General features: G+C 35.7%; 14 protein-coding genes. 2 read left to right on the top strand and 12 right to left on the bottom strand.

Features of this window, described 5'->3' with window-relative positions; all coding sequences use genetic code 11:
* Positions 1-11 precede the first annotated feature (11 nt).
* Positions 12-1,292 (top strand): GIY-YIG nuclease family protein, encoded by a 1,281-nt coding sequence (locus LPA49_RS01450; protein WP_230235271.1) that lies wholly within the window; start codon positions 12-14, stop codon positions 1,290-1,292.
* A 392-nt stretch (positions 1,293-1,684) separates the two neighbouring features.
* On the opposite strand, the gene LPA49_RS01455 is transcribed toward LPA49_RS01450, so the two are convergent.
* The 7 genes from LPA49_RS01455 to LPA49_RS01485 form a co-directional block, all read right to left on the bottom strand.
* On the bottom strand, positions 1,685-3,094 hold the full coding sequence (locus LPA49_RS01455) for a caspase family protein (RefSeq protein ID WP_230235273.1): 1,410 nt from the start codon (positions 3,092-3,094) through the stop codon (positions 1,685-1,687).
* Positions 3,095-3,109: 15 nt separating this feature from the next.
* Positions 3,110-3,310: a hypothetical protein gene (locus LPA49_RS01460; RefSeq protein ID WP_230235275.1), complete on the bottom strand. Its 201-nt coding sequence runs from the start codon at positions 3,308-3,310 to the stop codon at positions 3,110-3,112.
* Positions 3,303-3,785 (bottom strand): hypothetical protein, encoded by a 483-nt coding sequence (locus tag LPA49_RS01465; RefSeq protein ID WP_230235277.1) that lies wholly within the window; start codon positions 3,783-3,785, stop codon positions 3,303-3,305. The genes LPA49_RS01460 and LPA49_RS01465 overlap by 8 nt, the downstream gene beginning before the upstream one ends.
* A gap of 568 nt (positions 3,786-4,353) precedes the next feature.
* Positions 4,354-5,184: an HNH endonuclease gene (locus tag LPA49_RS01470; protein WP_230235279.1), complete on the bottom strand. Its 831-nt coding sequence runs from the start codon at positions 5,182-5,184 to the stop codon at positions 4,354-4,356.
* Positions 5,185-5,233: 49 nt separating this feature from the next.
* Positions 5,234-6,169 (bottom strand): HNH endonuclease, encoded by a 936-nt coding sequence (locus tag LPA49_RS22345; protein ID WP_230235280.1) that lies wholly within the window; start codon positions 6,167-6,169, stop codon positions 5,234-5,236.
* A gap of 414 nt (positions 6,170-6,583) precedes the next feature.
* Positions 6,584-7,270, bottom strand: a complete 687-nt coding sequence (locus LPA49_RS01480; protein ID WP_230235283.1) for an HNH endonuclease — start codon at positions 7,268-7,270, stop codon at positions 6,584-6,586.
* A 119-nt stretch (positions 7,271-7,389) separates the two neighbouring features.
* Complete coding sequence (locus LPA49_RS01485; protein ID WP_230235284.1) at positions 7,390-8,466, bottom strand: HNH endonuclease; 1,077 nt, start codon at positions 8,464-8,466, stop codon at positions 7,390-7,392.
* A gap of 962 nt (positions 8,467-9,428) precedes the next feature.
* Between LPA49_RS01485 and LPA49_RS01490 the strand changes: the two genes are divergently transcribed.
* Positions 9,429-10,559 (top strand): aromatic-ring-hydroxylating dioxygenase subunit beta, encoded by a 1,131-nt coding sequence (locus LPA49_RS01490; protein WP_230235286.1) that lies wholly within the window; start codon positions 9,429-9,431, stop codon positions 10,557-10,559.
* A gap of 170 nt (positions 10,560-10,729) precedes the next feature.
* Here the strand turns inward: LPA49_RS01490 and LPA49_RS01495 are convergent, their stop codons facing one another.
* The 5 genes from LPA49_RS01495 to LPA49_RS01515 form a co-directional block, all read right to left on the bottom strand.
* Entirely contained in the window at positions 10,730-11,524 is a 795-nt protein-coding gene (locus LPA49_RS01495) for a hypothetical protein (RefSeq protein ID WP_230235288.1), read from the bottom strand.
* A gap of 465 nt (positions 11,525-11,989) precedes the next feature.
* Positions 11,990-12,685 carry a GTPase domain-containing protein gene (locus LPA49_RS01500; RefSeq protein WP_230235290.1) on the bottom strand — a complete coding sequence of 232 codons (696 nt, stop codon included), beginning with the start codon at positions 12,683-12,685 and terminating at the stop codon, positions 11,990-11,992.
* A 33-nt stretch (positions 12,686-12,718) separates the two neighbouring features.
* Positions 12,719-13,675 (bottom strand): 5'-nucleotidase, encoded by a 957-nt coding sequence (locus LPA49_RS01505; RefSeq protein ID WP_230235291.1) that lies wholly within the window; start codon positions 13,673-13,675, stop codon positions 12,719-12,721.
* A 477-nt stretch (positions 13,676-14,152) separates the two neighbouring features.
* Positions 14,153-15,346: an integrase domain-containing protein gene (locus tag LPA49_RS01510; RefSeq protein ID WP_138617019.1), complete on the bottom strand. Its 1,194-nt coding sequence runs from the start codon at positions 15,344-15,346 to the stop codon at positions 14,153-14,155.
* A gap of 339 nt (positions 15,347-15,685) precedes the next feature.
* Entirely contained in the window at positions 15,686-15,940 is a 255-nt protein-coding gene (locus LPA49_RS01515; protein ID WP_230235293.1) for a hypothetical protein, read from the bottom strand.
* Positions 15,941-15,959: the final 19 nt, after the last annotated feature.

Raw genomic sequence — 15,959 nt, forward strand, 5'->3', positions numbered from 1 at the left:
AAGGATCAATAATGAGCGAAGGACGTAAAACTAGAAAAAATAAAATTGAAGCCAAAAAGCTCTCAATGGATGAATTTTGGGCCAAAGAAAAAAGCCGATTATTCAAAGATGTGAAGCCTAAAAAGAGAAGCTACAATACATCTGGAAGTCCTGCTGTACAATCTCTTTTAGAAATCAATGAATTCTTTGAAACGAATAAGCGCGAACCTTCTAATGAAGGTCCATTTGAAGAGAAAAAACTTGCTAGAGCATTAGCCAAGCTTCGAAAGATTAACGATAGAACTGACACTCAAGATGCAGATTTGTACGGTCTATTGTCTGTAAAACATGTTGAGCATCATGAAGTTTCGAAAGAAAAAGATGAAGTCAAAGAGGAAAAAGCTTCATCCAAGCTCGACAAAACTAACGATAAAACACTTGCCAATAGCATCTTGAGCCTCTTCGGAGGCGGGAAGCATGATAGTCTGTTTAATACTAGTAAACTCAAGCAAGCTAAAGTCAAAAATACACAAGAAACCTACGGTAAAAGAACTCCTTGTCCTGATTTTCATACCTATATACCTGTATTCAATCAGATTAAGAAAATGATCGACTCTAGAGAATCAGTAATCGAACCGTTTAGACGAGGGAACGTAATTAATATAGGTGATGCATTCATTTGGGACGGTATTACTTGCTTTGTTGCTGAAGAATTAAAAATGGAGTTAGATGCTCAAGGAAAGCCCAACCCTCGCTTACGAGTTATCTTTGATAATGGCTCTCACGCCAATATATTAAAGCAATCCTTCAGCCAAGGGATGTATCGATCTAATGGTACAAGGCGTATTTCCAGAAGAGTAGATAGCTTATTAGGTAATTTAAGCAAGCCTCTTGAGGAAAGATATGGTAAAAAAACAGGGGAAATATATTTCCTCGCTTCACATTCTACTAATCCGGAAGTTATAAGATACGACAACTTAATTAAGATTGGCGTAACTGAAAATACTACTCCATTACGTACTAGAAATGCAGAAACTGAATCAACTTACTTATTTGCACCTGTACGAATTTTAAAAATTATTCCATGTTACAACATGAATGTTGTTGGCCTTGAAACACTAATCCATACAGCTTTAAATGACTTTAGAAAAGAAATTGTTTTATCCAGTAAAAAAACTGGAAGGACTATTACAGCTAGGGAATGGTTTGATATTTCGTTAGATCGAGCTGTTGATGTTGCTATGCAAATAGTGCGAGGAAACTACAGTGGTTATTCGCTTGATGACAGCGGTAATCTCTACAAAATAACTTAAAATATGTGAACTAGTTGTAGTTGCTCATATCTGATCTTACAGTTTTGACGAATTAGTTTACATTTTATCTGACAGGCAGCTACGAGCGATGAACGGAAGTTAAATCCATTTCTATTTCTGACTGCTTATTCGACAAAGCGGACATTAGCCTAACTCATATTTGGACATTTTTGAGTTAGGACTTTTGCTCTACTATGTGAGTTTAAGATTAATATTTCTATGGCTAACGCCCCACTAAACTGCGCCACTTTGTGGCGTCAGATTTCAGTGGCTTGTTATGTGTTTATTTAGCTCAACTATTAATAAACATCTATTTGGGAAATCAGCAGTATCAATGACATTCTGCTTTAATTGAATAAGTCTATCGATTGCAGTCAGCTATTTTATTCAAGTTAATTTTTACTTCCAGAAAATGAAATTAAATATTTTTTTGCGAAGTCATATGGATCTGACACATAAGCTTCCGAAATGTCGGCAGGCTCATCAAACCAAGAGTGGTGAGACCATTTCCACTTTTTTGTTCCTTCGAATTCGTTAAATGAATCCCAATTGGCTCTTTTCTCATAAGAGTTACACGTTAGAATCAAGCATTCTGTCAAACGAGGAAGGAACACTATTTCAGAAAAAATGCGATTAAGAGCCATAGACTTCGGTTCAAAATAAATTCCGACATGAACAGATTTTAGTTTGCTATGATTCCATATATTATACTTCGTATCATATTCATCTTCTGTAACGAAGGCTGAAAGAACTGCACTACTAATTCCGAATGGATTCCGCCGCTTAATTCTCTCTATATCACTTTCAACGAGCGAATCCGATCCGCTTCGACGTGACAATAGATCAATCACTGAGCGCTTATTCTGAACAAGTTCAAAGTCGTCGTATTTCACAGTCCGAACCTCAAAAAATTCAGATATTTCTGACATTTTCTCTGACGCGCTTAAAGTATGTTCGAACACACTATCTATAAATTCCTGCGCTTTTGCCATCTGTGGAATTAATGCTTCAATACTTTCAATAGCCTCTTTTGCTAGAGCAAATTCTGTTGCAGGAGGTGAAGCCACTTGTTGATCGCCATCAGAAACGACAAAATAGGAGTTTCTAAAGTCGTTTAAGTGCAGCGCATCGGAACAAAATTTTTCTTGAGAAGTGCTCTGACGTATGAAGTGCGGTGTTTGGCTGGGGTGGTTTATGAAAGCATCTCGTAGGGCGCTCTCAACATCAGAATAATAGACTGGACCTTTCTCTTTATTCAGGCAAGCCTTGATAAATTCGTCAGTAAAAAGACTGATGTGGTCGCCTGCAAGCGAAAACTGGTTTTCAGTGCAAGATGAAAACTGTACAAAATTGGAAATCCCGCTCTTCAAGGTGTATGACAGTGGAGTCGCTTGGTTTTTGATTATGCTGCGCCCAGCTTCGCATGCATCTATCACAACCACTGACAATTCAGATTTAAACAGACGAATCAAGTCAAATGCTTCGTTTCTCGATAGGCCAGTGGTATTTGGCGACGACTCCTTAAAACTTGAAAAGCACATGAAAAAGTCATCAGAATTTGAGAGGCCATGGCCAGAGAAGTACAAAAATATCTCTTCAACTCCATCACTAGACTCCGCTAACACTCTGAGCTCATCTTTAACTAAATTAACTGGTTTATCTATATACACCTTGATACTACTAAATTTTTTAGTAGCCAAAAGCAATTCACGCATTTTTTCTACATCGTTAGCACAACAATTTAGCGCCGCCAACTCATCGTACTTTGTATTGCCTATAAGAATTGCAAGATTCTGACTCATTTAATGCACCTAGATTTATAAAGTATTTTTGTGTTCAAAAATTAAATGTTTCACTTTAAAGATAAAGCGCATAAAAAAATCAATACTCACTTTACCATCTGGAGTACGCATAGGTTTCGCTTTAACACATAACGCCGCCAGCAGGGGTGACAAAACCAGAAGCGAAGCGGCGGTTTTGTCATCCCTCTGGCTAGCCTTGTTACGTGGCTTACTCAAACTCACTGTATGAGTAAAATTTTGTCCTCTCTAAGAGTGAAATATAAGCCTGCAATGGCTCACATTTAGATTTCTCTTTGACTGACTTTAACTGTTGATTAAACTTTCCAGACCTCCACAGCCTAGCTATTACAACCTTATCTCTTTCATTAAGATCGACTTTGTCTCGTTGCCATAAATCAATTTTCATTTCACGATAGAGATCAGCTTGTCTTAGTGAAATAGTTGTTTTAGCTTGGAGTAGAGCTTCGTCAATAGCGGTGCTTATCTCACTGCTTATAACATGCTCGGGAGCGCCATTTGTATCAACCGATATTTGACCACCCCAAAAGAGGTTATTTTCCCCCTCGATGAACACAAAGTATTCACTATACAGTGTTGCTTTAATAACTTGATCAGCAGTAATGATCACTGTAGGCATGCCAAAACCGGCCAAGTAATTCCCTTCATAAACCTTAAGTATTGAGTCGGTCATTCATATCTCCTGATGAACTTTGAGCACGTAACAGCTTATTAGTGCGCATGCGCGTTTACCTCATTGGACCAGTGAAAACGGGCAAAGTTAACTATTTGTATACAATGAACTTATCAGTATTTTGCTAAATATACCATCAAGAAAAACACGCATGCGCGTTTCCCAAACCTATTATCTAACCCATAGGGTTTATAATTGAATGATTTTAATGATATTTTCCAAGGTTGAAACGTGAAAACGCGCACGAAGTTGGGATAAAAATCGTCATGATTTCAATATGACTGTATGCCTGTCCAGCTTTTAGGCATTTCAAAGAATTGCATAGTTTGAGTGAATTGGATGAAAATTTCTAGGCAATAAAGTCTGCTCTTAACTGCTCCACCGACCAGGTGCCAACAAACTTTGGGACAAAAACGAGTTATATTCAAAACCCTCCATTAAACAAAAAAGTTTTAGGAAGTTGGCAGTATTAGGCGTATTCCTATAGAAGTTTTTATGACCTATCACCTTAATAACCGGCGCAGCTTTGCTGCCCCGCCACCTGAAATGCGCGAAGTTAATTAACTTATTACAAAGAATTTTGCTCAGCCTCGTGGGCTACTTTTTTAAGTGTTTCATTATAGGCTTGTGCGTCATTGGAAAAATGTGCACGCCTATGGCAGTTAGGGCAAAGAGCTACTACGTTCTCAGGGTGGTCCGGCCCACCGTCTGCGAGCCTATGAACATGATGGCACTCAAGATATGGCCCGCTTTTAGTCTGAAAGGGAGCGCTTGCTCCACACCCTTCGCATATTCCCTTTGATCTAGCGATAACGTAAAGCTTTAGTGCTAGTGAGCGATAAAAAGCAATTTCTTGTTTTTCTTTGGGTGTACTTGTTCTATAGCTTTGGCTTAAGGCAGCTTTACGTAAATCTTTAATGCTTTTGTTCTTAAGCTGCTTCGGACTCTCTGGAGAAAAGATAGCTTTCGGTTCTGCGGCGGTATTTTCATTGCCAGATGAATCTATATCTAGGTGAAAGACGAAGGCTGTTCTATTGTTTCCTTCTCGGTCAGGACGATCTTCCTCATGATAGCCCAAACACTCTGCTGAACCTATGTAACGCACGTATGCTTTTCGAATATATTCAAATACGTGAATGGCTTTACCACTTATTGCATGCTCAAAAATGGCTTTATTACCAGACACCATTTTCATGTCACCGATTTGCCCTTCGCCTGTATACCAGAATAAACCATCGTCGTGATACTCATCTCGATAGCCATGCTGTTCGCCCGAGTCAGAGGTGAAAATAAAAACCACTGGGTGATTTTTCGGTGTAGATATTCCACCTTGAGCCTGGCCACCATATACACCATGAATTTCTTCTTTTCTTTTATATTCTTTGCCAATTTCAAACACAGTACTTCCTTAAGTCTTGTAATAAATTAATAGCTTGCTAATTGCTTAATTACTTGGCACTTATCCAAAACTTTTCAACGTAATTTTGATTAATTGCTAATTCAAGTTCATGAGTGTGTTTTTTGTTAGCTAGTTCCGTTTGTTTCAACTGTTTTAATAGCTTCTCGTTTCTTGAATTCAATCGTTCAATATCAAGTTGGGAGGGGATAACATTTAGTTTTTGAGAGTTACAGCCTTTGTGAGCATAAACTAAATTCCATAGATCATCGCTATACATAAATGACCAAGGGATCACATGATCGATACTTAATTGGTCTTCATGAATTGGGTTGCGACAAATAAAGCATATTCTTTTACTATTTGTAACATCAAGGTAAGGCCAAAAAGGCCGCAAAGATTTTCGCCTAATTGACTCTCCTAAATCCATTGATTTCACTTTTTTAGCAACTCGAGGAGATGTATTAAACTGCTCTAAGATCTGAGTCCAACGAAAGTTAATAGAATCAAACAAGAGTGAAGAGTTTTGAGCAAGGACCTGTATATTTTCTAATAAGATAAAGTCAGCTCCTTGTTCATAAAAATAGAGTTCAGCCTTTTCATTGCCTAAATTTAAAAAACGCCAACTAACATCCCTTTTCAAAATGCTCACCAATTTTTTATAGTTGATGTCTAATAAATGCTCTACTAGCTCAAATCGTTTGGGAATTTGCGTTCCTTGAATCACATAAAAAGAGTTAATTAAGTATTTTACTTCTTTAATAAACTCGGGAGGTTTTGAAGGGTTACTCCCTTGTACTAAATCAAAGAAAATTGTTTGATTCCAGTAATTCCGAAGCATCACCTTAGCTATTTCTTCTAAATAGATCCGAGGTTCGGTTCTATTAATTGACAACTCAACAATTGCTCTGGCCCAAGCCATTTTATAGGTATTATCGACGCTGCTATTTTGAATAACTAATAAAAATTGGTTCAGAAAATTAGTCACTTAATTAAATCCTTATATTTCACGATATAATTTGATGGGTTTTGAGCAATCGCATTTAGCTCTTGCCATTTCGTCCAGGTCTATTAATTTCTGCCATCCATAAAATATCTTTTGAACCACGATTTTTTAGCTAAAACACACAAGATTGGATTCATTTATATCTGTAAATTTTTCCTTTCACTTCTCTGCTACCAGAACCATATTTAAAAGAGATATAAATCAATACACCAGCATTTACATGGGTTATCAACACCTCATTAAGGTGAGAGCCATATGACCACTGTTCTCAAATTGAACGCTATAAATACAAAAACAGACCCAAAGCAATAATGCCAAGCGTTTGAATCACTCTTAAATTGTTTGCTTAGTTTATGACTTACCAGTCGCGGGAAGTAGCCCAGAAAAAATTGGAGTTTACTTAAGCTTACTCAATTTTAATTTCAAATATTCAGCGTTTGGCTGGTTCTCTAGGTCCGAAGGTGCGCGAAAAAACAAAGCTGTTTCACTTATACTACTATGAATAACTGAATAATCAGGCTCTATTACAATTAAACCTCTATCAAATGCAATTTCATGATTTACACACAAACAAATACCGTTACTCACACAGTCAGGGCCCCCATTTACTACATCCATAATGTGCGCAGCACGCAATAAAGATGCCTCCTCGATTGAACACAATGCACATTTATTACCGTATGCTTCAAGAACTTGTTTTCTAAATGAGGCCTGTTTTCTGACTGGTTTCTTTACTACAGATTCCTGCCATTCTCTTCCATTTGGATAAGGACGTCGTTTTTGAAGTTCTTCCTCTGACTCATATGTGTAGTTTCCGTCCTCATCGACAGTAGCACGAGGGAGGCTTTGGAAACGTATTCTACTTACATCTAAAAAGACTGGAGGCCCTCCGGGTGAAAGCATTAGCACCAGTCTTATTTCATCTCTAGTTTGATAGTGTTCAAACATCACTATAGCATTAAAGTTATCATCTAGCGCCTTTATCCATTTAGGTTCTAAATTTTGATTTCTACCCTCTCGGATAGAAGCATCATTTGCTTCTTCAAGAATTTTCTTTGGCAAATATATAAATGTTTTATTCATATACTCCTCGATAGCTGATATGTAAACTTAATACCTTGCTAAAGTGTGAGTAACGCAATACAAAAGTTACCGTACAACGCCTTAATCACATAAGCTATTGCAAATTAAAATACCACGCGTTACCTATCACTTTTAAGCAACTTTTTAGGCGAAATCAACTGACCTGAACTGTCAAAAAGTATTGAGACTTCTCCTTTTTTTAGCCTTTCCCTAAAATTGTCAATGGCGACTTTCCCATCTAGTAGATCACCTAGTAACATATCCATTATTTTACCAAAGAGATCTTGCTTAAATGGCTCAAAGACAGGTTTTGAACCATTGAATTTACATATCATTTTTGGAGGTTCGATTCCTGACTTATCAGAAATTGTAGAGTGATTGGGTGGATTCTTTAAGTGTAAATTGCAACAAGCAAAGTTTGCCACCAGTTCACGAAATTGCATACTTGTGACAGTTTGACCTAACATTGGTAAGATCGAATATCGCAGTTCATTTTCAACGGCACCTGCATCACCAAAGACAGCGATAGCGCCTACGTTATTGACGATTATTCCTGACGTATTTGCAAAGGATACATCCACATAATCAAAGTCTTTCTCATTATCAACGTTATCTATTTCTATAATAAACAAAGAACCAATACAATGTGAGTCCAAGTTAGATTTTGTGTATGGCACACGGCTCAAACAATATATATGATGAAAAATTTCCCACTCGTACCCAACACCTTCTGCAATCGATTTATGTTCAAAACTCTTGTTTAAATACATCCGTAATGATTGGTCTTTGATATGTGTTTTAACAAAAATTACAGCTAGCCATAGATACAATTTTAAATTGCCATCTTGTTTAAGATATTCCATAACGCCTTCAAAGCCACCAGAGAAAGCTTTACTCAATGGAACCTCTAGCTCTTCACTCAATAAACTATTGCATTCTATACAGCAAGGAACAACATACTGACCATATTTCAGTTTTGTATCATTTGGCAAATTGACGTTTTCATTGTGCAGGTTAAATTTTTTAAGAATCCAATTTGGTATTACATGTTCCTTGTTGTAGTTGCCTGACTTCAATACTTTAGTACATATAAAACATACATCTGAGTTGCAAACTTCTGATGCAAATGCTTTGATACTAACAAATGTCGTTTTACCCTTTGCGTCAACAAAGTTTCCGTTGCTTAACTTCATCATATCTCCCTTCGCTTAGCATATAATTAGCGAGTAAATCGCGCGTTTCCCTATCCCTGCGTAGCTCATATTTCTTATTTTTTATTTATAAAGGGTTGAAAAATGGAAGCCAGTTCTTCATGTGGTCGTTACATTGCAGGTTATTCGCTAACCCAACTGTACTCACAAGAACAATCAATACTTTTTAAGTTAGATTGAGAGTTTTATTCACTATCTAAATAAGCTTCAACCAAGCTCAATGGCTTTTGCTGAAGCACTTTAAATCAGCTAATAAATTCCTACTTTAATATTGCTACACTATGTTATCCGTAAAGCTATGTATAGAGGAAATGTAGAATACCTTAGAAACATCCTAACAATTTAGGTTCTTAGACTTAAGTTAAACAAATAATTGCCTTTTAAAAATAAGCAGGCCGAACAAAAATTTTAATCTTCAAATTTGCTAGATTCTCGCTAGATTAGAAGCGGACTCATGACTTACCGATAATGTATATTTAAAGGGTTTAGCTGCTAATAGAGAAAATAATATGTAAAGACATTTTCTAAATTCAATAATTTCAACCAAAAAAGCTCACTTAACAAGCGGTCACAGTGCGACATAAATCAGCTTTGGCGTTATCAATTGAGGCGTTTTTCATAATTATTTTAAATAATATAAAGATGTATACGTTTACACCACAAAGAAATTAATCAATTAAAAACAGTACGTTATAATTATCAATATCCGTGGAACATATGACATATGCGCGACATAAAAAGAAACTGTCATAACTTTGTCGTCACGCATGTTTCTGAGTGCAATCCGTAAAAATAAGCTTGGCATGATAGAAATATTTGATCCCATCGAAAGAGTGCGTGGAAAGAGTCACCAAAAAATAAATTGACAAAAATTGACAGTAATTGACAATGACTAATAAAACAATTTGATAAATACTCTTTCCAACCTTAACCAACGGAGAAATTATATGGGTAGTTATACGAAGCTTGAGTCACAGTTAATTGTTGTTCATTCGATCAAGGTTGCAGAAAGAAGAGGCGAATCTCAAGCGGAGATATGCGAAGAGTTTGATATTGACCCATCACTGCTATCAAGAGCAAAGAAAGGAGAGCGAAAACTTCAAAATGAAACTCTAGATATGCTAACAAGTCATTATGGCAGACCAAATAGTCTTGCCGCTGGTATTTACATTAAGGCCGAAAAGCTCAACACTACTTCTGAGTTTAAAAAATCATATAACCTTGTAAACGATATTCTATTTGCACAGAAGCTTAATGAGGTTTGGTGCTGCCCAGCCTTTTTGAAAACAATACAAATGATTCTGCTAAATAACGATGCGGAGCCTTACGATGAATTGAATCTAAAGAGCCAATTGCATGAATTATTAGCTGATGAGGCCTTTAAAGAATGGTTCGATTTATATGAACCTCAATCATTAACATTCACCTTCCCACTATCTCAAAAAGAGTCAAATATTGCATATCAAGGCCCAAGTCTAAAAGAAATATTAGCTCTTTATAAAATCCATGTAGCGACTAAGGATGAAATTTACATAACATTTTTCCAACGATTAGGCCATATGGCATATGGCCTTTGCGGGTTAAAAGAATTTAATTTCGAAAACACGGTTTTTTCGTTAAAAAATTTACCAATCGAAGAGGAATACGTTATCAGGGGAAGTAGCATCATGAACTTGTCTGGCCAATTAAAAAATAAAAAGCTATTAGATACTTATAAATTTTTCAAACAATATAGTTTAAAAAAGCACTTGAATTGTTTTCCATTCTCGTATCCAGAAGCCAAAGTAAAGGACCGGACAGAGTATGACTCTTCTTTGAATTTATCTGAGTATAGTTTGACCATCTATCAAACTAATAACTTGGAATATTATGCAGAAATTAAAATTTTTGATACTAGCTCAATTTTAAAAACCCAAAAAAGAAAGTGCCTTGTGAAACTAGATGGTACAAAAATAATTGAGGATTTAATGATTATCTTTAAAGCCCTCAACATAGAAGATGAAATTGATAAACAAAATTTAAAAATTAAGTTAGCTGAAGTTGGTGCATCTTTACCTGGAGTAATATCTTTGGACTAACAAAATAAGTCGTATTATTTGAATAAATGTATAGCTCAACCTAGAGTTAAATAACTAAATTTAAGATAGGTTGAGCGCAATATTTTATGTCTGAAGATACTAAAAATAATTAAAGTTTAAATAAAATTTACTTTAACACTCTCACCCCCTTTATAAAAATTAAGTTTTTTTTAAAACTCAACAATAACATTAACCTTTATAGCAGATTTAATTTCCTCATAAGAGTTTCTGACTTTCTCTAGTGATGTTTTACCTTTAGCAAACTTACACATCAAATCTAATTGCGCATTTAATGTTGAGTCAAACACTTGATTAAAATCCTTTGAGAAGTCAAGCTCAAATTCATGCTTACTGATAGGATTAAATGTTAATTCTCGTAGTTCTAAAATACTTGTAAACATGTCATCATGAAATAGATTGTATCTTTGCATAATTTTATTTGCAGCATCGAAGTCAGGCTCGCAACCTGAAGCTATGATATTCATATTCATAATCTTACTTTCGACACCATCAAAATAATTGTTATTTTCAGATTTGAATTTAGCGCTAGCCTTAGCTGTTACCGCTTGTTCAGCTTTAATATCTAATTTAAATGAATCATTATTACTTTTAGCAGATTTCAAATTCTCAATATTTTGAATAGTTATTGACTTTGCTCCTAATGCTACGCACAAATTTACCCAAATCCTGTATTTTTTTAGGGTGCTATCTTCTGCAAAGCTATCTATTGTATTAAACTGATTACTATAATCCCCTTTAACAAGTATCTCACCTGGCTTTATATTTGATGGATTTGTTACTTTAATTAAACTATCAAGCTTTTCATTAGCAACAGGCAAAATAACTATCTCTGTATCCAGCTGACTTTCATTAAATTTGTTAAAATCTGTTTGCGAACTTACTTTAAGCTCATTCATGAAGTTATCATCAACTATTAAAACTTTCTTTGTATAATGATTTATCATTAAAAACCTTTACTATTAAATAATATATGAAAAAACAAATAAAATTTATTTCCATTTAAAAAATCAAAAAGGTGCTTAATATTACTCTTATAGTATTCATTAAACTTCCTATTTGTTAACCTCTCTAAATTCTCAACTAGCTCAGTGTCCAAATTTAGTTTTTTATCATAGACATTAAGTAACATCATAATGGGTGATATTCTACCACTTTCATCTCTAGTGTCCGGCTCTAGACAAATTAGACAATCTCCATAAAACGTGACTTTGCAATTTATAGTGTGATTAGCTATTCTCCATTGCCTGCCAGTATCAGAAAAACTATCTAGAACTTGCCTTATAAGCTCCCCCTCATTTGAGGAAGAGTTTAGGTGAAAAATCCGGCAAGATCTCCGTTCTAATTTAAAATACTGCGTACCCCCAGCACCATCTAATGTTTGAGTATAAAAATATGTTTTGAATAATCTTTTATTGCCCATAAATATCATAAGAAATACTCTTTAACATGTTCCTAAAGCTTTTTTTGTCTATAAGATTTGCAGAATAAACATGACCAACAATACCTTCTGAGTTCACCAGTTCCTCCCCTAAGCTCTCAAGTTTTTCAAAGATTATTTTAAAATCACTACTATCTTGGATTTTGTTATTAACTTCAGAAGGGTTTATATCTTTAAATGTAGATTTATCAAGGTGGGTACAAATTATGTTAACGGGTTTAATGCTATTTATACCTGTATTACTAATTGCTTCAACAGTAAGTTTTAAGTCATTTTTAACATTTAGTATATATTCTTTATCCTCAAGCTTTGATAAATTTATAAGGTAAAAGATATGCTGTTTTTCTTTTACCAACTTTTTCCATGATCTTTTTCTATCATCAGTTCCTGGGAAATCTGTAATTTCCTCAATTTTGAAACTCTTATCTTCATAAGTTAATGGTTTTATATCCTTAAAGCGAATCATTTCAGTAGTTGCTCTTTTTTCTTTTGGTAACTCTTTTTGTTGTAATTGATACACAAAAGTCGTTTTTCCACTATTGGGTCTACCCCATATAGCAAAAGTTCCTAATGAAATAGTGCTTCTCTTTTTGTTGTTAGCTCTTGCATATAGCCCTGCTCCTATAGCTGTAACAGCAGCAACTCCACCTATAATTATTGGTAGCATCCTTCTTATTTCCTTCTATTGGTATACTTAAACTTATGTATTCTTTAATTGTGAATTACTCAAATAGGGAACCTTCCCCGATGGTACCAAGTTTGCTGCAGCTTCGAGATGTATATCTTGATCATCAAAAAAAATATGTGGCCTAAAAGCTTTCAGTACTTTTCCCTTTTCCAAGCCTCCAAGGAAAAATGCTTCATCTACATACACCCCCCATGCTCTCAGAGTCTTTATGACACGCATCTCTGATGGACTATTTCTTGCGGTAACAATAGCGATCCTAACAGGCGAATACTCGACTCTCATTGGTAGGCGATCTTGTAAAGTTGCTAATTTTTTTAACAAAGTAGCATAAGGGCCTTCTTCCATAGGAGTATCTTGCATCGCATCCTCTTGTGCATGAAAAGCTTCCATTCCTTGGGATTTATAAACTAACTCACTCTTATCAGAAAACAATACTGCATCTCCATCGAAGGCCAACCTTACCTGCCCATCAGGAATACTAGATTCTTCTTTGGGTGGAGTTTTTAAAATGGCTGCAGCAGAGTGCTTAGAATCAATAACTTGTTGTGCATCTGCAATATCAGTAGTTAGAAATAAATCGACATCAAAAGCTTCAACGTAGTCAGCAGCTGATTCACCTGCAGTAAAAGCAGACCTTGTAATATTTAATTTTTCATGCCGAATGCTATTTAAAACTCTTAAACCGGTATCAGGGCTATTTCTAGACATAACTACAACTTCAACTAAGGGAGATTTATCCGTGCTCTGCATGAATTTATTAAGCCCTAATAGAGCTCTTACTAAGGGGAAACCTGTACCTGGTTCTAAAGGTTCAGATTCATGTTTTTTCATGTACTCCCGAAATAGCTCTATTGCTTTATCAGGATCCAAATTTTTAGTTTCACTAAAAATTTTATCGGACTCACTCATATCGAATAGTGCGGTTGCAGAAATACCTACAACGAGTGTGTTGGAAAGATCAAATGGCATGTAACATCCTTGCAATAAGAAATAATTATTTCCCGCAATTACAGTAAATAATATTTCTGAATCCCTTTTTAACTATTCTTAGCAAATTAAGAGTTTATTTCAAATAAAATAAGATAAAATTAGGGTTTCCCCTTTAAACCCTTAATTTTAGATTGAAACCAAACATGTTAATTTACTAAATTCATTGTATTTACTCTTACATCCTGTGGTTTAGTATGCTTGTAAAGCCAGACAAGCATTGATCATATCTAAAATACCTTTTATTGTTTCTAGTAAGCAATGAATTTGCTACGAGTATAAAAACATTGAATATAGTAAAAAAATAGCTGTAAGTGCAATCAATTCCATAGCTAATCTATTGAGGAAAGCTTCCCCCTTAGTCAGCTTCATTTAGACTCACTAAGGGGCAAGCCACAGGGTAAACTGAGAATGTTTGTTATCTTCAATCATGTTCAAGTACCGAAAATACGCTTCAACTCAAAAACAATCCATCAAATGCTCACTCCACCACTCCATCATTTCCTTTCTGCGAGCCAAATATTGAGCTCGGTTATATGCTCGCCTAACCTCATTTTTATCAGTATGGGCCAATGCGCTTTCAATCAAATCAGGGTCGAAGCCCTTTTCATTAAGGATTGTACTACCTAAAGCTCTTAAGCCATGAGCGACTAGAATGTTTTGAAAGCCCATTCTTTTTAATGCAGCATTTGCTGTTTGTGGATTGGTGTGAGTTCTAGGATTTCGGTCCGCAGGAAATATATATTCTAAATGAGCACTTATTGGTTTCATAAGCTCAAGCAAGTGTAGAGATTGCTTAGTTAAAGGAATTTTATGCTCCTTCCTTGCTTTCATTCTTTCTGCAGGAATAGTCCAAATTTCATTTTCAAAATCTATTTCAGACCATTTAGCACAAGCTGCTTCTGAAGGCCTGCATAATGTATGTAGTTGCCACTCGATGAGGCAACGCGTTGTATATTTTATACTTGCACGATTTAGTCGTTCTAATAATTCAGGTAACCTTTCTGGTTCAATGGTATTCATGTGATTACGTTTAGGAGACTGAAAGGCACTCTTAATTCCAGCTAATGGATTAGCATGGATAATTCCCGTATTAACGGCATACGTCATGATCTCATTTACACGTTGGCAAAGACGTCTTATTTGCTCATACACTCCTCGCGCTGCTAAAGGTTGCATCACTTCAATAACTAAAGGCGCGGTTAAGTCTCTTATTGCTCTATCTCCTAGTCGAGGAAATAAGTGGTTTTCTAAAGAACTCCATAAATCCTCAGCATAGCCTTCTGTCACAGTAGTCTTTTTTATTTCGAACCACTTTTGAGCCACCAGCCTAAAAGTATTTTGAGCTTCGCTTATTTCAAATGCCTCAGCCTGTTTTTTGTGTTCTTTTGGATCAATGTTTTTTGCGAGTAATGTGCGAGCTTCTTCTCTTAATTGCCTAGCTTCTTTTAGAGTAATTAGTGGGTAAGTACCAAAGCTAATATTTGTTCTTTTTTTGGTATAGGGAGGACTATATCGAAAGATCCAAGATTTAGTTCCTGATGTAAGAACTCTTAAAATTAAACCTTCGCCATCTGATAGCTCATAATTTTTATCTGAAGCTTTAGCTCTTTTTATTTGAGTATCATTTAATCGAGTCGCTACTTTAGGCATTGTCTGCACCTGCTGAATGTGGTCACTTTGAATTTATGGCCCATGGCTTTTGGCCTATCAATTTGGTGGGCCACTCTATGGTACATCGTTACCCGAAAAGTGCAAAACAACGTCGAACAGTACAGATACAAAAAACCCCTCAAACCTAGAAGGTTTAAGGGGTTTCAGGTCGTCTTCGGTGGTAACCGAACACTGTATTGGTGGAGCTGGGGGGATTTGAACCCCTGATAGAATGGATGCAGACTACACAGGGGTATTATTTACTATGCCGTTAAGGTCTGGTGTAGTCTCTTTTATTTATCAAACTGATCCAAAATAGATCCAAAACTGCGCTTTGGACTAAAGCTTCTTAGCTATTTTTATAGCGAACTGTTCAGCTTGAGGTCTTATATCTTTTGGTGTACCAAGAACTGCTGGGGCGTCTTTTTGATGTTCTAAAATTGCTTCACAAATCTCATCTTTTGTCGGTGTAAATGGTAACTTTTTTACATTGGATACCGCTAACTTAAAATTACTTTCATCACTTGGATGACCAGTAAACCAAGTTGGTTTTCGAGCCCAACATCTCAGCGCTTCAAATAGTTGGTCCTTCATATTTCTCTCCTTAAGTTTT

Source organism: Pseudoalteromonas sp. MB41 (assembly GCF_020966275.1).
GTDB classification, from domain to species: domain Bacteria; phylum Pseudomonadota; class Gammaproteobacteria; order Enterobacterales; family Alteromonadaceae; genus Pseudoalteromonas; species Pseudoalteromonas lipolytica.

Coding starts and splice junctions, on each gene's coding strand:
- LPA49_RS01505 (WP_230235291.1), bottom strand. CDS start 13,675: ATGCCATTTGATCTTTCCAACACACTCGTTGTAGGTATTTCTGCAACC.
- LPA49_RS01515 (WP_230235293.1), bottom strand. CDS start 15,940: ATGAAGGACCAACTATTTGAAGCGCTGAGATGTTGGGCTCGAAAACCA.
- LPA49_RS01490 (WP_230235286.1), top strand. CDS start 9,429: ATGGGTAGTTATACGAAGCTTGAGTCACAGTTAATTGTTGTTCATTCG.
- LPA49_RS01510 (WP_138617019.1), bottom strand. CDS start 15,346: ATGCCTAAAGTAGCGACTCGATTAAATGATACTCAAATAAAAAGAGCT.
- LPA49_RS01485 (WP_230235284.1), bottom strand. CDS start 8,466: ATGATGAAGTTAAGCAACGGAAACTTTGTTGACGCAAAGGGTAAAACG.
- LPA49_RS01480 (WP_230235283.1), bottom strand. CDS start 7,270: ATGAATAAAACATTTATATATTTGCCAAAGAAAATTCTTGAAGAAGCA.
- LPA49_RS01495 (WP_230235288.1), bottom strand. CDS start 11,524: ATGATAAATCATTATACAAAGAAAGTTTTAATAGTTGATGATAACTTC.
- LPA49_RS01465 (WP_230235277.1), bottom strand. CDS start 3,785: ATGACCGACTCAATACTTAAGGTTTATGAAGGGAATTACTTGGCCGGT.
- LPA49_RS01500 (WP_230235290.1), bottom strand. CDS start 12,685: ATGCTACCAATAATTATAGGTGGAGTTGCTGCTGTTACAGCTATAGGA.
- LPA49_RS01450 (WP_230235271.1), top strand. CDS start 12: ATGAGCGAAGGACGTAAAACTAGAAAAAATAAAATTGAAGCCAAAAAG.
- LPA49_RS01455 (WP_230235273.1), bottom strand. CDS start 3,094: ATGAGTCAGAATCTTGCAATTCTTATAGGCAATACAAAGTACGATGAG.